The organism is Herbiconiux aconitum, assembly GCF_024979235.1.
Classification (GTDB): domain Bacteria; phylum Actinomycetota; class Actinomycetes; order Actinomycetales; family Microbacteriaceae; genus Herbiconiux; species Herbiconiux aconitum.
Genome location: NZ_JANLCM010000002.1, coordinates 150,467 through 173,027, shown reverse-complemented (window position 1 = coordinate 173,027; position 22,561 = coordinate 150,467). Strand labels below are relative to the sequence as shown.

At 68.1% G+C, this 22,561-nt stretch carries 22 protein-coding genes; 3 read left to right on the top strand and 19 right to left on the bottom strand.

From position 1 onward, the window contains the following. Window positions 1-96: 96 nt before the first annotated feature. Window positions 97-1,890, bottom strand: coding sequence for an AtzH-like domain-containing protein (locus tag N1027_RS12380; RefSeq protein WP_259508310.1), 1,794 nt, complete (start codon window positions 1,888-1,890; stop codon window positions 97-99). Beyond that, entirely contained in the window at window positions 1,883-3,019 is a 1,137-nt protein-coding gene (locus tag N1027_RS12375; RefSeq protein ID WP_259510351.1) for an acetamidase/formamidase family protein, read from the bottom strand. Before N1027_RS12375 ends, N1027_RS12380 begins: the two co-directional genes overlap by 8 nt. Before the next feature lie 192 nt (window positions 3,020-3,211). Between N1027_RS12375 and N1027_RS12370 the strand changes: the two genes are divergently transcribed. Beyond that, window positions 3,212-3,916 (top strand): YoaK family protein, encoded by a 705-nt coding sequence (locus N1027_RS12370; RefSeq protein WP_259508308.1) that lies wholly within the window; start codon window positions 3,212-3,214, stop codon window positions 3,914-3,916. A gap of 73 nt (window positions 3,917-3,989) precedes the next feature. Here the strand turns inward: N1027_RS12370 and N1027_RS12365 are convergent, their stop codons facing one another. The 14 genes from N1027_RS12365 to N1027_RS12300 form a co-directional block, all read right to left on the bottom strand. Next, window positions 3,990-4,700 (bottom strand): DNA alkylation repair protein, encoded by a 711-nt coding sequence (locus tag N1027_RS12365; RefSeq protein ID WP_259508307.1) that lies wholly within the window; start codon window positions 4,698-4,700, stop codon window positions 3,990-3,992. A gap of 9 nt (window positions 4,701-4,709) precedes the next feature. Next, entirely contained in the window at window positions 4,710-5,690 is a 981-nt protein-coding gene (gene mutM / locus N1027_RS12360) for a bifunctional DNA-formamidopyrimidine glycosylase/DNA-(apurinic or apyrimidinic site) lyase (protein WP_259508305.1), read from the bottom strand. A gap of 9 nt (window positions 5,691-5,699) precedes the next feature. Further along, window positions 5,700-6,419: a ribonuclease III gene (gene rnc / locus N1027_RS12355; protein WP_372499729.1), complete on the bottom strand. Its 720-nt coding sequence runs from the start codon at window positions 6,417-6,419 to the stop codon at window positions 5,700-5,702. Between the two features lie 22 nt (window positions 6,420-6,441). Further along, the gene (gene rpmF / locus N1027_RS12350; protein WP_022895112.1) at window positions 6,442-6,645 is read right to left on the bottom strand and encodes a 50S ribosomal protein L32; all 204 of its coding nucleotides are present in this window, start codon (window positions 6,643-6,645) and stop codon (window positions 6,442-6,444) included. Between the two features lie 67 nt (window positions 6,646-6,712). Then, the gene (locus N1027_RS12345) at window positions 6,713-7,189 is read right to left on the bottom strand and encodes a YceD family protein (RefSeq protein WP_259510347.1); all 477 of its coding nucleotides are present in this window, start codon (window positions 7,187-7,189) and stop codon (window positions 6,713-6,715) included. A 112-nt stretch (window positions 7,190-7,301) separates the two neighbouring features. Further along, on the bottom strand, window positions 7,302-8,243 hold the full coding sequence (locus N1027_RS12340) for a LysR family transcriptional regulator (protein WP_259508303.1): 942 nt from the start codon (window positions 8,241-8,243) through the stop codon (window positions 7,302-7,304). A 76-nt stretch (window positions 8,244-8,319) separates the two neighbouring features. Next, window positions 8,320-9,657 carry an aspartate aminotransferase family protein gene (locus N1027_RS12335; RefSeq protein ID WP_259508302.1) on the bottom strand — a complete coding sequence of 446 codons (1,338 nt, stop codon included), beginning with the start codon at window positions 9,655-9,657 and terminating at the stop codon, window positions 8,320-8,322. Between the two features lie 140 nt (window positions 9,658-9,797). Then, window positions 9,798-10,946: an ABC transporter substrate-binding protein gene (locus N1027_RS12330; RefSeq protein WP_259508300.1), complete on the bottom strand. Its 1,149-nt coding sequence runs from the start codon at window positions 10,944-10,946 to the stop codon at window positions 9,798-9,800. 39 nt (window positions 10,947-10,985) lie between these two features. After that, window positions 10,986-11,747, bottom strand: coding sequence for an ABC transporter permease (locus N1027_RS12325; RefSeq protein ID WP_259508299.1), 762 nt, complete (start codon window positions 11,745-11,747; stop codon window positions 10,986-10,988). Between the two features lie 8 nt (window positions 11,748-11,755). Next, window positions 11,756-12,601, bottom strand: a complete 846-nt coding sequence (locus tag N1027_RS12320; RefSeq protein ID WP_259508297.1) for an ABC transporter ATP-binding protein — start codon at window positions 12,599-12,601, stop codon at window positions 11,756-11,758. After that, on the bottom strand, window positions 12,598-13,509 hold the full coding sequence (locus tag N1027_RS12315; RefSeq protein ID WP_259508295.1) for an ABC transporter permease: 912 nt from the start codon (window positions 13,507-13,509) through the stop codon (window positions 12,598-12,600). The genes N1027_RS12320 and N1027_RS12315 overlap by 4 nt, the downstream gene beginning before the upstream one ends. Beyond that, complete coding sequence (locus tag N1027_RS12310; protein WP_259508293.1) at window positions 13,506-14,522, bottom strand: TIGR03842 family LLM class F420-dependent oxidoreductase; 1,017 nt, start codon at window positions 14,520-14,522, stop codon at window positions 13,506-13,508. The genes N1027_RS12315 and N1027_RS12310 overlap by 4 nt, the downstream gene beginning before the upstream one ends. Before the next feature lie 26 nt (window positions 14,523-14,548). Next, window positions 14,549-15,982: a dihydropyrimidinase gene (gene hydA / locus N1027_RS12305; protein ID WP_259508291.1), complete on the bottom strand. Its 1,434-nt coding sequence runs from the start codon at window positions 15,980-15,982 to the stop codon at window positions 14,549-14,551. Window positions 15,983-15,996: 14 nt separating this feature from the next. After that, the gene (locus N1027_RS12300) at window positions 15,997-16,845 is read right to left on the bottom strand and encodes a nitrilase-related carbon-nitrogen hydrolase (protein ID WP_259508289.1); all 849 of its coding nucleotides are present in this window, start codon (window positions 16,843-16,845) and stop codon (window positions 15,997-15,999) included. A gap of 164 nt (window positions 16,846-17,009) precedes the next feature. On the opposite strand from N1027_RS12300, the gene N1027_RS12295 reads away from it, so the two are divergent. Both N1027_RS12295 and cofD read left to right on the top strand, forming a co-directional pair. Beyond that, entirely contained in the window at window positions 17,010-18,353 is a 1,344-nt protein-coding gene (locus N1027_RS12295) for an aminotransferase class I/II-fold pyridoxal phosphate-dependent enzyme (RefSeq protein ID WP_259508287.1), read from the top strand. A gap of 206 nt (window positions 18,354-18,559) precedes the next feature. Beyond that, complete coding sequence (cofD, locus tag N1027_RS12290) at window positions 18,560-19,552, top strand: 2-phospho-L-lactate transferase (RefSeq protein WP_259508286.1); 993 nt, start codon at window positions 18,560-18,562, stop codon at window positions 19,550-19,552. 83 nt (window positions 19,553-19,635) lie between these two features. Here cofD and N1027_RS12285 read toward each other — a convergent pair whose 3' ends face one another. From N1027_RS12285 to guaD, 3 genes are read right to left on the bottom strand one after another with little or no spacing between them, the layout of a single operon-like run. Continuing rightward, window positions 19,636-20,088, bottom strand: a complete 453-nt coding sequence (locus N1027_RS12285; protein ID WP_259508284.1) for a VOC family protein — start codon at window positions 20,086-20,088, stop codon at window positions 19,636-19,638. Window positions 20,089-20,127: 39 nt separating this feature from the next. Beyond that, window positions 20,128-21,066, bottom strand: coding sequence for a putative antibiotic biosynthesis monooxygenase (locus tag N1027_RS12280; protein ID WP_259508282.1), 939 nt, complete (start codon window positions 21,064-21,066; stop codon window positions 20,128-20,130). A 2-nt stretch (window positions 21,067-21,068) separates the two neighbouring features. Further along, complete coding sequence (gene guaD / locus N1027_RS12275) at window positions 21,069-22,463, bottom strand: guanine deaminase (RefSeq protein ID WP_259508281.1); 1,395 nt, start codon at window positions 22,461-22,463, stop codon at window positions 21,069-21,071. Between the last annotated feature and the right edge of the window lie 98 nt (window positions 22,464-22,561).

Sequence of the window (22,561 nt, the reverse complement as noted above, 5' to 3'; positions counted from 1 at the left end):
GCCCCGACGACGAATCGACGGAGCCTCAGCCCGAATATCGTGCACAACTCCGTCGTTTCGAACGTGAGCGTGCGGCGGGAGGGTGTGGCGGGGGCGCTACGCCGGCGGCTCATCGGCGCCGGCCAGCACCTCGGCCACGCCCGCCGCGAGGTCGAGCAGCGCCAGGTCAGCCCCCCGCGCGCCCACGAAGCAGAGGCCGACGGGCGCGGAGCCGCCCGGAGCCGGCACCCGCAGCAGCGGCGCCGAGACCGCCGGGTACCCGCCGGTGCCCGCGACGGCGGTCATCCGCAGCGTCGCCGCCCGAGCAGCAGCGATCGCCTCGGCCGGCGCGTCGAGTGCCGGGGCCGACGACGACGCCGACGGCAGCAGCAGGATGCGCCCACCCAGCACCGCGTCGAACCGGGCCCGGGCGTCGGCGAGCTGCGCACGCGCATCCGTCTCCTCCTCGGCCGTGATGCGGGAGGCGATGTCGAAGCGTTCGGCGATGTCGACGCCGAGCACACCCGGATGCCCCGCGACCCACGCCCCGTGCACCCGCCACGCTTCGGCGGCCTGCACCGTGCGGAAGGCTGCGAACACCGCATCGAGGTCGCCCAGGTCGACGCTTTCGACGTCACCGAACACCGGATGCTCGACCGCCGCTCCGAACGCCGCCTGCACGTCGTGCGCGCAGCTCGACACGAGATCGGCCGACACGACATACCGCGGTTCGAGCGCGCTCGGCGCGCCGGCCCCGGGATGCGCGACCACGTCGCCGTCGCTGCCGCCGGTGACCCAACCCGCACTGCCCGCGCCGCCGCCTGGACGACCCGCGTCGCCCGCGCCGCCGCCCACCCGCGTCGGGCCGGGCGCCCGCGCGAACGTGGCGGCTGCTGCGGCGCGAAGCGTCTCCGGCGAGCGCGTGAGCCAACCCACCGTGTCGAACGACGGCGCCAGCGGCAGCAGCCCGCGCGTGCTCACCGACCCGTGCGTGGTGCGGAGGCCCCAGAGCCCTTGATACGACGCCGGAACCCGGATCGACCCGGCGGTGTCCGTCGCCAATCCGATCGCCGCTTGCCCGAGCGCGACGGCCGCGGCCGGACCACTCGACGACCCACCCGGAATCGCCCCCGGCACGGCCGGGTTCGGCGGGGTGCCGTAGTGCACGTTGCGCCCGGCGATGCTGTAGGCGAACTCGTCGGTCTGCGCGATCCCCTGCACGGCGGCCCCGGCGGCCCGCAGCGCGGCGACCGCGTCGGCATCGGCGCGAGCGGGCCGCGCCTCGGCCAAGAACTGGGGAACCCCAGCCCCAACCGCGAACCCCGCCACATCGTAGAGATCCTTTACGGCCACGCTCATTCCTGTGAGCGTCCCGTCACCCGATCGGGCGGGCGCGAGCGGCGCCCCCGCCACCCGCCAGACGGCGCCGTTGACAGCGGGTGGGGCTCCCGTGACGTGCGCGGCCGCGATCACCCAGCCCGCGGCATCCGCCCGCCGCCACAGCTGGGTCTGCAGCCCGGTGCCGCCCTTCGCGAACGCGCTGACCGACACCACGAGAACGGATGCCGCGTCGAGCACCCGCAGGTGCACCTCCACGATCGTGCGCGGCGGCACTCCCCCACGCAGCCCGCGGAACGCGCTGATCCGATCGTGCCCCACGAGCAGCCCGGAGGCATCCCCGCGCAGCGTTGCAGGCCCGGGCGCGAAGGACCGATCGAGCGCATCCAGATCGTTCGCCATCAGCGCCGCCTCGTAGGCGCGGAATGCGGAGAGCAACGACGAGAGCGAAGCCGGCGACAGGATGCCCGCCCCGTCGAGCGAGGTCACCCCGGCGGGAAGCGCCTCAGCGGAGGCAGCCGCACCGGCTCCGGCGGCCAGCCCGCCCTCAGCGGCCGGCCGGTCCTCAGCCACGAGCAGCTCCGCCCGCCTCCGCGTGCCGCCCCGGCGCGTGGGCCACGCCCGCGAAGTCGGCCACCCGGATGCGCGCGTGCACACCCTTCACGATGTCGACCACCTGTGAGATGTCGAAGTCGGTCGCCGCACTGAGATAGGCGTACGCCAGCGTGCGATCCATCCCCCACCGCGCCTCGAGCAACCCCAGTGCCGCGCGCACACAGTTCTGCACGGCAACATCGAGATCGCGGTCCATCCCCGTCGGCACCAGGAATTCGCTCGTCTCGGCGAGCGGACCGGCCAGGTCGCCGAAGTTCGCGAGCGCATCCGATCGGTCGACGAGATCGAACCGCACGGTCACGCGCAGCGACGCCTCCATCGCGGTGAGCGCGACCTCGCCGTCGCCCTGCGCGAAGTGCGGATCACCGACATACGCGAGCGCGCCGGGCACCTGCACCGGAAGGTACAGCGACGACCCGACGGTGAGCAGATTGATGTCGATGTTGCCGCCGTGCGGCCCGGGCGGCACGGAATGGGGCCGCTCGGAACCCGAGACGGCCACGCCCATGATGCCGAGGAACGGACTCAGCGGAAAGCGCACCGACCGCTCCCCGCCCGGCACGAGCGGCAGGGTTCCGAACCGGGCGCCGCTCAGCGCATCCTGCACCTCGGCGAAGATGCTCACGTCCGCCGGCCCGAGCGGCATCTCGCCCACCAAGGCGCCCTTGCCGTGCCGATTCGAGATGACCCCGTAGGGCACGCGCGGCGTGGTGTCGAGCACGGTCATCTTCAGCAGGTCGCCGGGCCGGGCGCCCCGCACCGCGATCGGGCCGGTCACGACGTGCGGGCCGTCGGCCGAGCTGCGCGGGTAGTCGGAGGCGGCGAGTGCGATGGCGTCTTCGAGCACGAAATCGCGTGTCACTCCGTGCGAGCCGAAAAAGGCCACCGGATCGCGCCCCTGATCCTCGAGCAGGCCCTCGTGGCTGATGGTGTCGATCGTGACATCCGTTCCCGGATCGATCTCCAGCACCGGACGGTCGGTGGCGCAGGGCAGGCGCCCCCAGAGCACGTTGTGACGGCTGGCCGCGAGGTATTCCGTGGCGCGGATCTCCCCCGCGCCGGGTTGCAAGGCGGCCAGCATCGACATGTCGTTTCCGTTCTCGTCCGAGCGCCCAGGCGAATCCGACTCACCGGCGATCATCCCGACAGTATCGTCCGTTTGCACCGCGACGGATGCACGGGCTACCGTTCAAGGCATTGTTTGCACGGCTGAAACCGGTGTTCACACACACGAAACGTGCACGATCATCACCCGAATCACCTCACCGACAGGACGACCGTGCTTCAGAGACTCCGCGCCAAACGCGACGACCTCCACCTCGCGCTGATGCTCGCGCTCACCTTCTCGACCGGCATCGTGGATGCGGTCGGCTACCTCGGACTCGACAAGGTGTTCGCCGGCAACATGACCGGCAACGTCGTCATCCTGGGCATGGCACTCGCCGGCGCGGAGGGCCTGCCGTGGATCGGGCCGCTGCTGGCCCTGTTCGCGTTCATGGGCGGCGCCGTCGTGGGTGGCCGGGTGCTCCGGCCCGTCAAAGCCGGCTGGACGACCCGCACCACCACCACCTTCACGGTCGTCGGGGCGATCATGGCCGGGCTCGCCATCGCGCTTTTCGTGCTGAACGGCAAGCCTCCGCAGCCGTGGGAGCTGCTCATCACGGTCTTCCTCGCCGGAGCCATGGGCCTGCAGGCGGCGACAGCGCGCCACATCGCCGTGAAGGATGTCACGACCGTCGTCGTCACCTCCACCATCACCGGATTCGCCGCCGATTCCCGCCTCGCCGGCGGCAAGGGCCAGCCCTGGTTCCGCCGCGCGGCGGCGATCGTGCTCATCGCGGCCGGCGCCGGCGTAGGCGCGCTGCTCCTCAACCTGCACATCGGTTGGGGTGTCGCGGCTGCCGCCATCGTCACCCTTCTCGCCGCCTTCCTCGGCCACCTCGCGGCCCACACGAAGCACACGCCTCCCGCCCCTCTGGACTAGTTCCCACCCCCACTCGTCCCAAAGTGGGCAGTTTTCCCGGATTTAGGCCCCTTAGGGACGAGTGAGCGCGGGCTCAGCGTCGCGAGGACTTCGCGAGGGCGAGATAGTGGGCGCGTTGGGGCGCGGGGAGCTTTTCGAGAGCGGCGCGGAGGGTCGGGCGGGGCATGGTGGCCGCGTGCTCGTCGAGGAACTCGATCAACCCCGGGCCCCCGGCCGTGCGCACCACCCAGCCGACCGCCTTCTGCACCACGTCTGCGGGGTCGTCGACGAGCATCCTCGCCAGCCGGAAGGAGTCGGAGGCGTCGCCCCGCGACACGAAGGCGAAGGTCGCGATGAGGGCGGTGCGACGCCGGATCGGATGCGCCGAACGCGCCAGCTCGTCGAGAACGTCGCGCGGATGGTCGACCAGGTAGTCACCCACGACATGGATGGCGCTGCGGTCGACGAGATCCCAGGTATCGATGCGGTCGTGTCGGCGGAGGTACAGCGAGAACAGCTCTTGCCGCCGCTCGGGAGTCGTGGCCCTGGCTCTCGATTGGAAGTCCATCACGCTCACCGCACCCACCCGCGCCTCGTGCACCGAGCTCTCGAGCAGTTCCTCCACCTCGGCGAGCGGCATGGCCGCGCGCTCCTTGGCCATCGCGAAGACCTCGCCCATCCGCACCCCGATGAACACGTCGTCGCCACGCTCGGCCAGCGGGAAGTACCGCTCGTACTTCGCCAGCTCCGCATCCGACCGCCGAGCGTCGAGTTCTGTGAGGAAGGCCGCGGCGGTGAGCTCCATGGCCTCAGCCTAGGTTCGGGCGGCGCGGGCGCGGTAGGGGCGCTGATCGCGGGGGCAGAAATACGAGGAGCGGTTCATGAACTGCTCACGCACGATCGGCGTTCCGCAGCGGAAGCACGGCTGACCCTCCCGCCCGTAGGCGGTGAGGCTGTGCGCGAAGTACCCCGAGACACCGTTCACGTTGACGTATTGCGCGTCGAAACTCGTGCCGCCCTCGGCCAGCGCCTTTTCGAGCACGATCCGCACCTCGGCGAGCAGCTCGCGAGCGCGCGGTCGCGACAGCTTGTCCGACGGGTACTCATAGTGCAGCCGCGCCGCCCAGAGCGACTCGTCGGCGTAGATGTTGCCCACACCACTGATCAGGGTCTGATCGAGCAGGGCCCGTTTGATGCCGGTCTTCTTGCGCGCGAGCGCTGCGAAGAACGCCGCATCGTCGAAAGCCGGATCGAGCGGATCGCGCGCGATGTGCGCGACCTGCGCGGGAACGGATGCGCGCCACGCGTGCTCCTCAGCGGGGTCGCCGGCGGGCTCCAGACCGAGCTGCGCCGCGAACCCGAAGTATCCGCCGTCGCGCCCGTCGGGGGTGGGGAGCAGCCGGTCGACCGCCATCGAGCCGAAGATGCGCTGGTCGACGAAGTTCACCCAGAACTCGCCGCGCTCCGGATGCTCGATGTGCAGCCGGATGCGCAGCAGCCCCTCCTCCTCGACCCCCGGTGTGCGCAGCAGCACCTGCCCGCTCATGCCGAGGTGCGTGACGAGGGCCTGCGAAGCCGCCCCGTCGCGATCCGACAGCGGGAACCACAGGAACTTGCCCCGCCTGGCGGCCGCGAGCATTCGCCGCCCCTCCAGCAACGCGTCGAAGGGGCCCTCGAGGGGGCTGTGCCGCTTGAGCGAGCGCTGATCGAACACCTCGACCGCCGTGATCACCGCACCGGTGACGGCGGGTTCGAGCCCGGCTCGCACGACCTCGACTTCGGGCAGCTCGGGCACGGGTGTCTCCTAGGCCTGATCCGTATTCACGGATGCGCTGAGCAGCGGGAAGGCGGCGGCTGCGGCCACCGATTCGGCCTGCTTCTTGCTCGAGCCGGTGCCGGTCGCTTCAACGGGTGACGGCCCGCCGATCGTCACCGTCGCGACGAAGGTCTTCTGGTGATCGGGTCCGCTCTCCTCGAGAACGTAGACCGGAACGTCGAAACCGAGCCGGTTGGCGCGTTCCTGCAAGGAAGTCTTCGGGTCCATGGACACCCCGAACCGCAGGGGATCGTTGGCCAGGGGGGCGACGAGCCGCAGCACCAGCGCAGTCGCGACATCCGGCCCCTGATCGAGATAGGTGGCTCCAATGATGGCCTCGACGGTGTCGGCGAGGATCGACGCCTTGTCGCGCCCGCCGGTGAGTTCTTCACCCCGGCCGAGCTTGATGTACTCCCCCAGCCCGATGGACCGGGCGATCTCGGCCAGGGCCACCGTGCTCACCAGGGAGGCCCGCCGCTTCGCGAGTTCCCCTTCGTCGAGGTCGGTGAAGGTGGTGTAGAGCATCACCGTGACGGCCTGCCCGAGAATCGAGTCGCCGAGGAACTCGAGGCGCTCGTTCGTGGGGATGCCGCCGTGCTCGTAGGAGAAGGAGCGGTGGGTCAGCGCGAGATCGAGCAGCGCCGAATCGAGATCGATCTGCAGGGTCGCCAAAAGGTGCGACCCGCTCTCCTCGATTTCAGAAGACACCGATCGCACCTTTCAGGAATTGCTAAACGTCGGCGACCTTGCGGCCCTTGTACTCCATGAACAGCGGAGTGCCGGCGGAGTCTTCGACAACCTTCGCGCGGTGCGGGAGGCTGTAGGTCGTCTTGCCGTTCTCGACGGTCTTGACGAGCGTGGGGACCTCGGCCTTCCACTGCGAACGACGCGCGTGCGTGTTGGAACGTGACTGCTTCCGCTTCGGAACCGCCATGGCTATCTCTCTTCTTCTCAGTCGGCGTCGTGCTGCTCGCACGGCTCCGGTCGTCTAGATCGGGCGACTATTTTGTGTCGGGATCTGTGTCTCGGGAAGCTGCCAGGCCGGCCAGCGCCGACCATCGCGGGTCGATCACCTCGGGCACAGGGGCCGCTGCATGATCGGCCAGTCGCTCGCCCGTCACCGGGTCGAGGCCTGGGCAATCCGGCGTGCAAACCGGCTGGAACGGTAGTGCCAGCACCACCGAGTCCCTGATCAGAGGTTCGAGATCGACATGGTCGTCGTGAACCCCGTAATCAAAAGCTTCGTCAGAAGAATACGCGAAAAGCTCCTGGAATTCGACTTCGACGGGCTGACGGATGTCGCGGAGGCATCTTCCGCACTGCCCGGCCGCCTCGGAGGTGACCTCCGCGCTGACCAGGATGCCTTCGTGCACCGACTCCAGACGGACGTCGACGTGCAGGGTTTCGCCGGTCTCGACGGAGATGAGGCCTTCGCCCAGCTTCTCTTTGAGGGGGATGTCGAGCGTGTGCTCTCTCATCTCGCCGGGCTTATGGATGAGGTCGCGCACGTTGACCGTATAAGGGGTCTTCTTGAATGTGCTCACCGAGAGATTCTACCGTCGATCAGGCCCGACTCAGCCGTTGCCCAGCTCAGGCGGCGCGGGGCGGGTTGCGGTGGATGTTCGCGGCCACCACCGCATCCGCTTCGGCACGGAGCGCATCGACGACCGTGCGCACGGCGAGCCGCTCGGCACGGTCGGGGCGCATCAGCGCGAAGATGTGGCGTTCGGCCACGACACCGCGCAGGTTCTTCAGCACGATCTCGCTGCGATAGGCGCCGCCGGCCGTGTAGCAGGGCAGGATGGCGATGCCGAGCCCTGCGGCCACGAAGGCCTCGGTCACGCGCGTGTCGCCGAAGCGCTGCACCACGTTCATCGGCGAGCCGGCCGCGGCCGAGATGTCGTGGATGGTGCGCTCGAAGGGATAGCCCCAGGGCACGCCGATCCAGCGCTCCCCGATCAGGTCTTCGGGGTCGAGGAGTTCTTTCGACGCGAGCGGATGCCCGGGCGGCAGCGCGATGTCGAGCGGCTCGGTCATCAGCTTCACCGCCGCGACGTCGGTGGTGGGCCAGTTCGTCGCCGCCGATGATGCGGTGTGCGCGAGCACGATGTCGAAGTCGGCCGTGAGGGCCGGGAAATCGTCGCTCTCGGGGTCGCGGTCGGAGCAGTGCAGGGTGAGTCCGCCGACGGCGTCGAGTCGGTTCACGACGCCGGGGAGCAGCATCTGGCCGCCGGTCGGGAAGGTAGCGAGCGACACCTCGCCCGTGGGGTCGTTGCGGAACTCGTCCCAAAGCGCCGTCGCCTGTTCGATCGCCACGGCGACGTCGGTGGCGCTACGGGCCAGCGCGCGGCCGGCATCCGTCAGCACGATGCCGCGGCCGGCCTTCTCGGTGAGCGGCAGGCCCGCCTCCCGTTCGAGGATGCGGAGCTGCTGTGACACCGCGGAGGGCGTGCGATGCGTCGCGCGGGCGACCTCGGTGATGCTGCCTCGCTCGGCGAGCTCCCGCAGCAGTTCGAGGCGACGCACATCCATGTAGGGACTCTACATGGTTGCCGCCGCAACGAATCGCCCGCCTGAACCGCCGACCTGAACCGCCGACGGCGATGCGTCAGTCGACCTCGCCGATGGCCGCGAAGGCCTCGTCGTAGATCGTCAGCGCCCGCTCGACCTCGGCATCGGTGACGACGCACGGCGGCACCACGTGCAGCCGGTTGTCGGCCGTGAAAGGCAGCAGCCCGCGCGCGAGCAAGGCGGCCTTCAGCGCGCCCACTCCCCCGGGCGACAGCGGCGCGCGGGTCGAGGGGGCGCTCACCAGGTCGAGGGCCCAGAACACTCCCAAGCCCCGCACTTCGCCGATGATCGGATACTTCTCGGCCAGTGCCGCGAGCCCGGGAGCGAGCAGGTCGCGCCCGATGTGCGCGGCGTTGGTCACGATGCCTTCGTCTTCCATCGCGTCGAGCGTGCCCACGATCGAGGCCATGGCGAGCGGATGCCCGGAGTAGGTCAGGCCGCCGGGAAAGACGTTGTCGTCGAAGATGTCGGCGATGGACGGTGAGATGATCACGCCGCCGGCCGGCACGTACCCCGAGTTCACGCCCTTGGCGAAGCTGATGAGATCGGGCTCCACGAGCCCGCCCTCCTGCTCGGCCAGCGCCTGGAACGCGAACCACGACCCGGTGCGCCCGAAGCCCGCCATCACCTCGTCGAAGATCAGCACGATGCCGTACTTGTCGGCCAGAGCCCGCACCCCGGCGAGATACCCGGGAGGCGGCACCAGCACACCGGCCGTGCCGGGAATGGTCTCGATCAGAATCGCGGCGATCGACGTCGACCCCTCCGACTGGATGACCCGCTCGAGGTGCTGCAGCGCCCGCTCCGACTCCTGTTCGGGCGACGTCGCCCAGAACTCCGACCGATACGCGAACGGCCCGAAGAAGTGCACGTGCCCCCGAGCGAACTCGTTCGGCACCCGCCGCCAGTCGCCCGTGGCGACCACCGCCGCGCCCGTGTTCCCGTGGTACGACCGGTAGTGCGACAGCACCTTGTCGCGCCCCGTGTACAGCCGAGCCATCCGGATGGCGTTCTCGTTCGCATCCGCCCCACCGTTGGTGAAGAACACTTTGCTGAACGAGTTCCCCGCCCGGGCCAGAATCCGCTGAGCAGCCTTCCCCCGAGTCAGGTTGGCATGCGCCGGAGCCACGGTGGTGAGGATGTCGGCCTGCTCCTTGATGGCGCTGACCACAGCCGGATGCTGATGTCCGATGTTCGTGTTAACGAGCTGCGAAGAAAAGTCGAGGAACTCGTTCCCTTCGAAGTCCCACACCGTCGACCCGGCCCCGCCGGCGATGACCATCGGCTTCAGGGTCGCCTGAGCCGACCAGGAGTGGAACACGTAGGCCCGATCAAGCTCAAGAGCGAGCACGCCGTCGTCAGGATCAAGAGTCATTGCAATGCCTGTTTCTGTATCTCGTTCTGTGTATCTGGTAGTCGATCCGGGGGGTGGTCTTCGCCCTCCGCCGCCTTTGAGCTCCGCTCAACCCCTAGGCGGAGGGTGAAGACCACCCCCCGGATCGACGGGAGGCGACCCTACTGGCCACCCTCCTTGAGCGTCACCGTGATCGGCGCGAAGTCCGCTCCGTTCACATCCACACCTTCATCCTTCAACTCCGAGAGCGCCTTCTCCACGTACTCGTTCGAGAACGCCGTCTCGGGCGGGTCGGAGGTGATGATGGTCGCGCCCGTCTCGTTCTCGGTGCCCTTGGCGATGGAGACCGTCTGGTCCCACTCGTCCTGGTTGATCATGCCGACGCCGTTCTCGGAGGGCCAGATCAGTTTGTTGACCTCGTTGGTCATCCAGAGCTGGTGGCTCTCGCCGAGCTGCGAGCCTGAGGCGGTCACGATCGTCGCGGCCTCTTCGGGATTGTCGCGCGCGTAGGCCCAGCCCTTGATGGAGGCCTTGATGAACTTCACGGCGGTGTCGGCGTAGTCGGCGTCGTCAGCGAGGCGATCCGAGTCGGCCCAGATCGCATCCTGGAGCATCGCGGTGCCTTCGTCGTTCCAGTTGATGACGTTCAGCTCCTCGGGGGTGAAGAGCTCGCCGGTGGCCGGGTTGACCGTCTCCAGCACCTGCGCGTATTCGTTGTAGGTCATGGCCTGGGCGGCCTGGATGTCGCCGGCGAGGAAGCCGTTCATGTCGAAGGCCTGCTGCACGAGCGAGATGTCACCCACGTTCACGTCGGCCTTCTGCATGCCGGCGAAGAGCTCCCACTCGTTGCCGTAGCCCCAACTGCCGACGGTCTTGCCCTTGAGGTCGGCCGGGGTGGTGATGTTCGCATCCTTCATCGAGATCTGCGTGGTGCCGCTTCGCTCGAAGATCTGCGCGATGTCGGTGACGGCGGCGCCCTGCTCGATCGAGCCCAGCACCTTCGGCACCCAGGAGATCGCGAAGTCGGCGTCGCCGCCCGTGAGCACGTCGATAGGAACGATGTCGGCCGCGCCCTCGAGGATCGAGACGTCGAGGCCTTCGTCTTCGTAGAAGCCCTGGTCGAGGGCAGCGTAGTAGCCCGCGAACTGGGCCTGCGAATACCACTGCAGCTGCAGGCTGACCGGGGTCAGGTCACCGGACTCGGTCGAGTCGACCGAGTCGCTGGTTCCGCCGCTCGAACAGCCCGCGAGCGCGAGCGCGGTGACGGCGAGGGCGCCGACGCCGCTGATGAGACGGGTGCTGTGTTTCATGATTGCTCCTCCTTCTGGGTGATGCCGGATGGTGCAGATCTAGGTGTTCGGGCTGTAGTGCCGCGTCGCGATCTTCTCGATGGCGAGGGTGACGCAGTAGAACACGAGCCCGACGATGATGGCGCCGAGCACGTAGGCCCAGGCGAGGCTGTAGTTGGAGCCGCTTGCAGCGGAGGTGATCGATTTGCCGAGTCCGCCGATGGGGCCGCCGAAGTACTCGGCGATGAGGGCGGAGATCACGGCGAGGCTCGACGCGATGCGCAGCCCGGTGAAGATGAACGGCAGTGCGCCGGGAACCGTCACCGTGCGCGTCGTCTGCCATGCGGATGCCGCGTAGACCCGCATCAGGTCGCGGTGCACGGGGCGCACCTGCCGCAGACCCCGCAGCGTGTTGATGTACACCGGGATGAACACCGCGATCGCCGCCACCAGCTGCCGGCCGGTCTCGGCGGCGGCACCGAACATCGTGTAGAGCACCGGAGCCAGGGCCACGATCGGCACCACGGCGATGGCGGCGACCACCGCGGCGCTCAACTCGTCGATCACCCGCACGAGGGCGGCGACGATGGCGAACAGGATGCCCGCCACGCCGCCGATCACGAGCCCGACGAGGGCGTTGCCGCCCGTCACGAGGGCGCCCTGGAGCACGGTGGAGAGGTTGGCGCCGAACTCCGACCCGATGGCCACCGGGCCCGGCACGATGAAGGCCTTGATGTCGAAGGCCACCACGAGCAGCTGCCAGAGTGCGAGGAGCGCAAGCCCCAGCAGCACCGGGGCGAGCACGGTGCGGTAGATGCTCACGGAGTTCCTCATCGGGTCTCGACCCCCCGGATTCCGACGGGCGCCTCGCCGTGCAGCAGCTCGCGCACCTTGCTGACGTTTTCGAAGAAGGCCTCGTTCTCGCGCAGTTCCTCGGTGCGCTCCAAGGCCGTGCCGAGCGAGACGGTGAGCACGTCGCGGATGCGCCCGGGTCGAGGCGACATCACGACCACCCGGTTCGAGAGGTAGACCGCCTCGGGGATGGAGTGCGTGACGAACACGACGGCCGCCCCGGTCTCGCCGGTGATGCGCACGAGTTCGGTCTGCATCCGTTCGCGTGTCATCTCGTCGAGGGCTCCGAAGGGCTCGTCCATGAGGAGGAGCCGGGGACTCTCGGCGAGTGCGCGGGCGATCGCGACCCGCTGCTGCATGCCGCCCGAGAGCTGGTCGGGGTAGCTCTCGGCGAAGTCGGAGAGCCCCACCAGCGTGAGCAGCTCGGCCACCCGGGAACGCCGGGCGGCGCCGGCCACGCCGTGCAGTTCCAGGGGCAGCTCGATGTTGCCTGTGACCGTGCGCCACGGCAGGAGGCCGGCCTGCTGGAAGGCGATGCCGTATTCCTGGTCGATCCGGGCTTGCCGCGCGCTCTTGCCGAAGACGGTGACGGTTCCGACAGTGGGAGTGTCGAGATCGGCGATCAGGCGCAGCAGAGTCGACTTGCCGCATCCGGAGGGCCCGATCAGCGACACGAACTCGCCCGGAGCCACCGTCAGGTCGATCGACTCGAGGGCTGTGACGGTCGACTTCTTCTTGCCCACGAAGATCTTGTCGACCCCCGCGACCTGAACGGCGGGCACGGCTGCACCGCGCTCCTCGGTGGTGACGCTGGCGTCGCTCATGCGGGCACTTCCCCTCTACGGTAACGGCGGAGCAGCACTCCGAGCAGGGCGATGAATCCGGCCGCAACGAGCCCCACCGCCACCGCCCCGAAGATCGGCGCCCAGGTCTTGGCCGGGTCGCCCGAGGCCTGCTGGGCGTATTCGATGATCATGCGGCCGATGCCGCCGCGCAGGCCGATCGAGACCTCGGCCACCACGGTGCCGATCACGGCGTTGGCGGCGGCGAGCCGCAGCGCGGGCAGCAGGTAGGGCACGCTGGCCGGCAGCCGCAGAACGAAGAGCGTCTTCCACCAGCCCACCCCGTAGCTGCGGAACAGCTCGACATGGATGGTGTCGGGCGAGTTGAGCCCGCGGAGCGCACCGATCGACACCGGGAAGAAGGCGAGGTAGGAGGCGATGACGGCCACCGACATCCAGTTCTCCCAGCTGAAGTCGCCGAACTCGAGCTGCGAACCCCAGCGCCGCACCAGCGGGGCGATGGCGATGAGCGGAACGGTCTGGCTGAGGATGATCCAGGGCAGCACGGCCGACTCCGCGGTGCGGAAGCGCTGCATCAGGATGGCCAGCAGCAGCCCCACGACCACGCCCACCACCCAGCCCACAGCGGCCACGCCGAGACTGAAGACGGATGCCTGCAGCACGGCGAGCCATACCGGTTCCGCATTGCGCCCGCCCCCGGTCGGTTCGAACAGGCGGCCGATCATGTCCCAGACGTGCGGCATGGCGAGGTCGGTGGTGCGGGGCAGGATCGTGAGGTCGCCGACCACGACTCCGGCGGCCGGCCCGAGCGCCTTGTAGAGCTCCCAGATCACGACGAGCAGCACCACTCCCCCGACGCCGAAGGCGATCCGCTTCGCCGTCTGATTGGTGCGGGGGCCGCCAGGCCCCGATCGGGAGCGTTCGCTCATGCCTTGGCCGTGATGTGGTCGCGGAGGGCCGGCATGACGGTCTCGCCGTACACCCGGAGGGTCTCCTCCTTGAAGTCGTGCTGCAGGTAGCCGGCGAACTGGGTGACCCCGATGTCTTTCAGCTGCTTGAGCTTCTCGATGTGCTGCTCCGCGGTGCCGAGCACGCAGAACCGGTCGACGATCTCATCCGGCACGAAGCTCGTGTGCGTGTTGCCCGCGCGGCCGTGTTCGTTGTAGTCGTAGCCTTCGCGGTCTTTGATGTAGTCGGTGAGGGCTTGCGGCACCTCGCTGTTCTCGCCGTATTTCGCCACGATGTCGGCCACGTGGTTGCCCACCATGCCGCCGAACCAGCGGCACTGGTCACGCATGTGCTCCCAGTCGGTTCCGATGTACATCGGAGCGGCGACGCAGAACGCGATGTCATCGGGGTTGCGCCCGACGTTCTCGGCGGCGGCACGCACCGAGGCGATCATCCACTTGGCGATGTCGATGTCGCCGCACTGCAGAATGAAGCCGTCGCCCACCTCGCCCGCCACCTTCAGGGCGAGCGGGCCGTAAGCGGCCACCCACACGTCGAGCTGCGATCCGTGGCTCCAGGGGAACTGCAACGTCGCCCCGTTGTACTCCACCGAGCGCGAGTTGCCGAGCTCGCGGATGACGTGGATCGACTCCCGGAGGGTCTTCAGCGTGGTGGGCGCCCCGTTGGTGACGCGCACCGCCGAGTCGCCGCGGCCGATGCCGCAGATGGTGCGGTTGCCGTACATCTCGTTGAGCGTGGCGTAGACCGATGCCGTGACCGTCCAGTCGCGCGTGGCCGGGTTGGTGACCATCGGGCCGACTTTGATCTTGTGGGTCTCGGCCAGGATCTGGCTGTAGATGACGTAGGGCTCCTGCCAGAGCAGGTGCGAATCGAAGGTCCAGAAGTAGTCGAAGCCGTACTGCTCACTCAGCTTCGCGAGCCCGACTGTGCGGGCTGCCGGTGGGTTCGTCTGAACGACTGCGCCGAATTCCATGTGCTGTGTCTCTTTTCTGCAGGCGATCAGATCAGGTACTGGCTGAGGCCGCGCTTGAAATAGGCGCCGTCGCCTTTTCGACCCAGGTAGGAGTTGTCGTCGACGATCTTGCGCCCTCGGGAGAACACCGTGTCGACGTGGCCGTCGATCTCGAAGCCCTCCCAGGCCGAGTAGTCCATGTTCATATGGTGCGTCTTCTCGAGACCGATGGAGGTGTGACCCTGGGGGTCGTAGATGACCACGTCTCCGTCGGCACCGGGCTGGATCACGCCCTTCTTGCCGTAGACCCCGAACATCCGTGCCGGCGTGGTGCTGGTGAGCTCCACCCAGCGCGGCAGCGAGATCTCGCCCATCACCACGCCCTGATAGATCAGGTCCATCCGGTGCTCGACCGAGCCGATGCCGTTCGGGATCTTCGAGAAGTCGCCGATGCCCATGTCTTTCTGGCCCTTCATGCAGAACGGGCAGTGGTCGGTGGAGATCACCTGCAGGTCATTCGTGCGGAGGCCCCTCCACATGTGGTTCTGGTGGCCCTCGTGCTTCGAGCGCAGCGGCGTCGAGCACACCCACTTCGCGCCCTCGAAGTCGCCCCACTCGGGGCTGGAGGCGCCGAGCTGGTCTTCGAGCGAGAGGTACAGATACTGCGGACAGGTCTCAGCGAACACGTTCTGCCCGTTGTCGCGGGCGGCCGCGATCTGCTCCACCGCCTGCTTCGCGCTGACGTGCACGATGTAGAGCGGCGCGCCGGTGAGGTTGGCGAGCATGATGGCGCGGTGCGTGGCCTCCTCCTCGGCCTGCCACGGGCGCGAGACACCGTGGTAGTACGGCTTGGTCTCGCCGCGCTCGAGGTGCTGCTTCACCAGCAGGTCGATGACCGAGCCGTTCTCGGCGTGCATCATGATGAGCGATCCGTTGTCGGATGCCCGCTGCATCGCCTTCACGATCTGGCCGTCGTCGGAGAGGAAGACGCCCTTGTAGGCCATGAAGAGCTTGAAGGAGGTGACCCCCTCGTTGATCAGCTCATCCATCGCCGTCAACGAGGAATCCTGCACGTCGGAGAGGATCTGGTGGAAGCCGTAGTCGATGGCGCAGTTGCCCGCCGCCTTCTCGTGCCAGAGGTGGTACTGGTCGAGGATGTTCTCACCCGCGTACTGCACCACGAAATCGATGATCGACGTGGTGCCGCCGTGCGCGGCCGCGCGGGTGCCGGTCTCGAAGGTGTCGCTCGCCTCGGTGCCGCCGAACGGCATCTGCATGTGGGTGTGCGCGTCGATGCCGCCGGGAATGACGTACTTGCCCGACGCATCCACCACCTCGTCGACATTGCCCGCGAGGTCGAAGCCGAGCAGGCTGCTGCCAGGAGCCAGAACCGCCGCGATGGTGTCGCCGTCGATCAGCACGTCGGCCTGGGCCGTGCCCGTCGCGTTGACGACGGTTCCACCGGTGATGAGAGTCTTCATGACGGCCCTCCCGCTTACGGTGCCACGATCTCGGCGTAGGCGTCGGGGCGGCGGTCGCGGTAGAACTGCCAGTCGTCGCGGGTGTCGCGGATGGCGTCGAGGTCGAGATCGCGGATGAGGATCTCCTCGTGCTCGCTGGAGCCGGTCTCGCCCACGTAGTTGCCGCGGGGGTCGACGACGTAGGAGGTGCCGTAGAAGTTCACGGCGAGGTCGCCGTACTCGTTGTCTTCTTTGCCGACGCGGTTGGGCACGAGCACGAAGTACTGGTTCGCGCCCGCCGCGGCAGGGCCTTCGAGCTCCCAGAGGCGGTTCGAGAGGCCAGGCTTCGACGCGTTCGGGTTGAACACCATCTGGGCGCCGTTCAAGCCCAGTTCGCGCCAGCCCTCGGGGAAGTGCCGGTCGTAGCAGATGTGCACGCCGATCTTGCCGACAGCGGTGTCGAACACGGGGTAGCCGAGGTTGCCAGGGCGGAAGTAGAACTTCTCGTAGAACGACTCGAGATGCGGGATGTGGTGCTTGCGGTACTTGCCGAGAATCGTTCCGTCGGCATCCACGATGACGGCGGTGTTGTAGTAGACGCCGGTCTGCTCCTCCTCGTAGATCGGGAGGATCGCGACCATGTTGAGCTCCTTGGCGAGCGCCGCGAAACGCTGCACGATCGGGCCGTCGGCCGGTTCGGCGTAGCGGTAGTACTTCTTGTCCTGCGTGATGCCGAAGTAGGGCCCGTAGAACAGTTCCTGGAAGCAGATCACCTGCGCGCCCTCGGCCGCAGCCTCCCGCATGAAGCCCTCGTGCTTCTGGAGCATCGACTCCTTGTCGCCGGTCCAGGTGGTCTGGGTGATCGCGGCACGAACGGTCGTCATCTGCAGGTCCTTTCGAACGGATGCCGGAGTGTTCATCACATCCCCGTTTTGTTATTATTCGGTTTGAACATTTCTCGTGTGTTTCAGATTGTGACGCGGGAGTAAATATGTCAAGAGGCACGAGCACCACTTCGCCGAGCACCATCTCGTAGAACGGAGCACGGATGCTCGATCAGATCGTCGATGCGGTGGAATACCGCACGCCGGAGGGCATCGCCGCCGCCATCTCCCGTCTCATCCGATCCGGTGCTCTGAGTGCCGGCGACCGTCTTCCCACCGTACGCGACGTCGCGGCGACGCTCGGAGTCAGCCCGGCCACGGTCAGCAACGCGTGGCAGGCCCTGTCGGGGGTCGGGCTGATCACCTCCCGCGGGCGCGCCGGAAGCTACGTGCTGCAGGCCTCGACGCCCTGGATGCCGCCGCACTTCGGCGAGCTGGCGGGCTCACACGTGGTGGCGCGCCTGGATCTGTCGACCGGCACCCCCGATCCGGAGCTCCTCCCCGACCTCAGCGGAGCCCTCACGAAGCTCCCCACCCGGGCCGACACGGCGAGCTACCTGAGCGCGCCGGTGCTGCCGGATCTCGACCTGCTGCTGCGGGCGGCGTGGCCGTACCCGGTCGCGTCCCTCACCATCGTCGACGGCGCGCTCGACGCCATCTCCCGGTCGCTGGAGACCCTGGTGCGGTACGGCGATCGCGTCGTGGTGGAGAATCCGACCTTCCCGCCCTTCCTCGATCTGCTCGATCACATCGGGGTGGAGCGGCTGGCCGTCGATCTCGACGCCGAAGGGATGCTGCCCGAGCAGCTCGCCCGGGCACTGCAGCTGAATCCGGTCGCCATCCTGCTGCAGCCCCGCGCCCAGAATCCCACCGGCCTGTCGATGACCGAGAGCCGGATGCGCGAAATCGCCCGGGTGCTGCGCGCACACGAGCACCTCGGCGACCCCGTAGTGATCGAAGACGACCACTCGGGCGAGATCTCCAGCGCTCCCCCGCTCAGCATCGGACGCTGGCTTCCCCACCGCACCCTGCACATCCGGAGCTATGCGAAATCGCACGGCCCCGACCTGCGCATCGCGGCTCTCGGCGGCCCGGAGGCGCTCATCGACCGGATCGTGGCGCGCCGGATGCTCGGCCCCGGCTGGACTTCGCGGATGCTGCAGACCATCCTCTACGAGCTGCTGACGGCCAGTTCGTCGGTGACGACGGTGCACGACGCCCGGCGGATGTACCAGGCCCGGCAGCGCCTGCTCTCGGAGTCGCTCGTGCGCAACGGGCTCCCGCATCAGCCCTCCGACGGCATCAACACCTGGATTCCGGTGGTCGACGAGAAGGCGGCGATCGTCACGCTGGCCGCGAGCGGCATCCGGGTGGCCGCCGGCTCGACGTTCGCGGCCACGGCGCCGGCGCCCGGTCACCCCCAGTTCCTGAGGGTGACGGCCGGACGCGTGCGGGAGGAGTTCGACCAGGTCGGCGCGCTCCTGGCCGGTGCTGCCCGCGCCACGTGAGGTGGCAGAGGCGCTTCGGCAGCCGAAAGGTACCTCGCTGCCCCGGGTGCAGCGAGCTGCGACGACCTCGCCCCTGCTGCGACGCTGGCAGAGCAGCTCGGCCTCGCCGAGATGAGGGAGTTCACAGTGTGCTGGCGACCATCGACGCCACCGGATACTGAGCGCGACCAGCGAAGGCGCCCGCACGGATGGGGTTGAATGGAGTCGTGAAAGTTACGGTTCTCGCGGGCGGCGTCGGAGGGGCACGGTTCCTGCGGGGGCTGCGCACACACCTGAGGTCGCGGTATCCGAACGGCGACGGCGGCTCGACCGCCGAAGTCACAGCGGTGGTGAACACCGGCGACGACATGTGGCTGACCGGGCTGCGGGTGTGCCCCGACCTCGACTCGATCATGTACACCCTCGGGGGCGCCAACGACGACGAGCGCGGCTGGGGCCGCCAAGGCGAGACCGAACGCGTCAGCGCAGAACTCACCGCCTACGGCATAGGCTGGCCCTGGTTCACCCTGGGCGATCTCGATCTCGGCACGCACATCGCCCGCTCCAGCTTCTTGCGCGACGGCCTCACGCTCACCGAAGCCACCGCCCGCCTCGCCGAACGCTGGAACCCCGGCGTGCGCCTCCTGCCGATGAGCGACCAGCCGGTCGAAACCCACGTGGTCATCGACGTCGAAGGCCAGCGCAAGGTCGTGCACTTCGAGGAATGGTGGGTGAAGTACCGCGCGAACGTGCCGGCGCAACGCTTCATCCAGGTCGGGGTGGATGCGGCGAAGCCCACGCCCCAGGTGCTGCACGCCATCGAGGGCGCCGACGTCATCCTGATCGCACCGTCGAATCCTGTGGTCTCCATCGGCACCATCCTCGGCGTCAACGGCGTGCGGAACGCCCTTCGTGCCGCCCGAGCGCCGATCGTCGGGGTCTCCCCCATCATCTCCGGCGCTGCGGTGCGCGGCATGGCCGACGCCTGCCTCACCGCCATCGGCGTCGAGACCACGGCCGCCGCCGTCGCGAAGCACTACGGATCGAGGTCTCGGGGCGGCGGCTTGCTCGACGCCTGGCTGATCGACGAGACGGATGCGGCGAGCGCCCCCGTTCTCGAAGCGGCCGGCATCCGCACTTCGGTGGTGCCCCTCTGGATGAGCGACCCGGACACCAGCGCGCAGCTCGCCGCCGACGCCCTGGCCGCCGCCATCCGCTGACCACGCGCCGTTTCGGGAGGAGGAGCGCCGAACGATCGTCCTATACGGGCGTCGTTGCCCGCTGCTCCTCCCGAAACGGCGGACTAGGCAGAAGAGCCGGCAGAGGCGGCAACAAAGATGCAGAAGGGGTGACCTGAAGGGTCGGCGAAGATGTAGATCGGCTCCTCGGGGTCGTCGGCGTCGTCATCGCGCAGGATGGTCGCTCCGAGCAGCAGAGCCCGGTCGCGGTGCCGCGCCAACTCCTCCCGGTCGGGCACCGAGAAGTCGAGGTGCAGCATCTGCGGCCGTGGCCCCTCGGGCCAGGTGGGCGGCGGCATGCTCGCCACCTGTTGGAACGCGAGCAGCCGGCGCCCGTCGGGGCCGAGAAGCACGAGCCAGTCCTGCCCGAGCGGATCGGGCGATCCTTCCAGGGGCGGTTCGTCACCCTCCTGGTAGGGCAACGCCAACAGGTGGTGGTAGAACTCGGCGAGCGAGCGCGCATCCTCCGTGTCGAGCACCACCTGCCGGAACGCGGGATATCCGTGCGATGAGGTCATGCCCCCATCGTGCCGCGGCCTCGCCCACAGCACCAGGGCCTACCCCCGAAGCGCCAGCAACCCCGCGTAGACCGCCATCGACACGAGGTAGAGCGCGATGATGATGGCGTACCCCGCCGCATGAACGCGCGCCGGCTGGTTGCGTTTCACCCACCAGCCGAACAGCTTGAACGCCCACGGCACGAAGAACCAACCGAGCAGCTGGGTCGACACCACGTTGCCGATGAACAACGACAGCCAGAACGGCACCCCGTGATCGGCGAACAGCGGATCGGCGATGAAGTAGCCCCAGAGGAAGACGATCGGATAGAGCATCAGCAGCACCAGCAGGTTGCTTTTGAAGACCGGGTCAGGCAGGTCTTTGCCCTTCTGACCCGACCAGAACCCGAACCCGTAGCTCGCGCGCGTGAGCGTCAGCTGCTCGTTGTAGTCGCGGCCCGCGGCGAGCAGCGCCTCGCGCTCGGGCGACTCGATCCATTTCTCGAGGTGCTCGGGGGTGTCGAAGCTGAGCGCAACGACCCAGTCCTCCTGCACGCCGGGAATCGGTCGCTCGATCTTGTGACCGAGAAAGCCGTCGAAGCGCGACTCCGCGGCCGAGATCTGCCGCTGCCAGTCGAGGAAGGCCGCTTCGTCGGCCTCGGGCACCCGGCTCGAGATGAGCACGGATGCCGCCTCCGCCGGCTTCTCGGACTCCTCGGTGAACAGGTGCACGTCGTCGTTACCGATGAAGTGGTCCTTCACCTCGTCGAGGAGCGCCAGCCTGTCGGCGCTCTGCAACCATCCGCGGGCCGAATCGATGTCGCGGAACCGTTGCACGATCACCCAGTCGACCTGCAACGGCGGGTCGGGTCGGATGACGCGGCGATCGAGGAAACCGGGCCACTCCTCGATGCGCCGGCCGACCTTCTCCTGCCAGCTGGAGTAATCGGGGTAGCTCTCCTCGGCCAGACGTCGGTGCACCACCAGGGCCACCGTCATGCTCAGGCCTTCTTGTACGCGCGCTCGCCCATCACCCAGGTTTCGTCGACGGCCCGCTCGTCGCTGACCATCATGATGCCGAACAGCAGGTCGGATGCCGCCTCGAGCGTGAGCTCCCCGCCGTCGTGCAGCATGCTCTGGTGCCAGGCGGTCGCGGGCGGGCCCGCGTTCCAGTCCAGCACCACGAAGTCGGCTTCCTTGCCGATGTCGAAGCTGCCCACCAGGTGGTCGATGTAGAGCGACTCGGCGGCGCCCTTCGTGAGCGAATAGAAGGCGCGGAACGGCGACAGCTTGTTGCGCTCCGACTCCGCGAGATCCTGTTCGCTCGGAATGACCGAGCCGTCGAGGAGGGTGTTGTTGAGCATCCCGACCTTGTAGGCGTCTTCGAGCGAGTTGAGCAGACTGAAGCGGTTTCCGCCGCCCATGTCGGTGCCGAAGTTCAGCAGCACGCGGTGCTCGGGATCGGTCGCGCGACCCAGGCGGAACAGTCCGCTGCCGAGGTAGAGGTTCGACGAGGGGCAGAACGAGACCGCGGCGCCCGACTCCGAGATGCGGCGGAACTCGTCGTTCGAGAGCCACACGCCATGACCGCCCGTGAACTTCGGGCCCACCAGGTCGTACTTCTCGTAGACGCCGAGGTAGTCGTGGCAGTCGTCGTGCAGCGCCAGCACGCCGTGGATCTCGGCGGGGTTCTCGGAGATGTGGGTGTTGATCCACAGCTCCGGATACTCCTGCTTGAGCCGCCGGCACGCGGCCAGCAGCTCGTTCGAGGCGCCGAAGCCGAAGCGCGGCGTGATGGCGTAGAGGCTGCGGCCCACCCCGTGGTGCTTCTCGATCAGCGTCTTCGAGTCGTCGTAGAACTGCTCGGGCGTGTTGGCGAAGTAGTCGGGAACGTGCCGGTCGATGCCGGTGAGCCCGCCGATCATCCGCATGTTGCGACGCGCGGCCTCCTCGAAGAACACCTCGTTGCAGGTGAGGTTGCCGGTGGTGAAGGTCTGCGCGGTCGTGGTGCCCGAGGCGAGCAGGTTGTCGAAGAAGTGCTTCGTGCCCTCTTCGGCGTAGGCGCGGTCGGCGTATTTGTGTTCCTCGGGGAACACCCACTTCTGCAACCAGGGCAGCAGCTGCTCACCGTAGGCGCCGAGCACCCGGGTCTGCGGCAGGTGGATGTGGCCGTCGATGAAGCCGGGCAGGATGATGCGGTCGGTGATCTCGGTGACGGAGACTCCCGGATGCCGCGGCGCGACCTCGGCGTACGGCCCGAAGTCGGTGATCGTGCCGTCGTCGATGACGAGCAACCCGTCGGAGTGGAACCGCACCGACTCGTCTTCGCGACCGACGTGTTTCCACGGGTCATCGACGAAATCCAAGAAGGTGCCACGGATTGCTGTCTCAGCCAAGTCGATCCCCATTCGTCGTTCTGGGGCAATAGTGGCACAGCGCTCCCGGTTCGGGCGTGCTCCAGAACAGGGGGTAGGCTCGTTCTATTCTGGTTCTG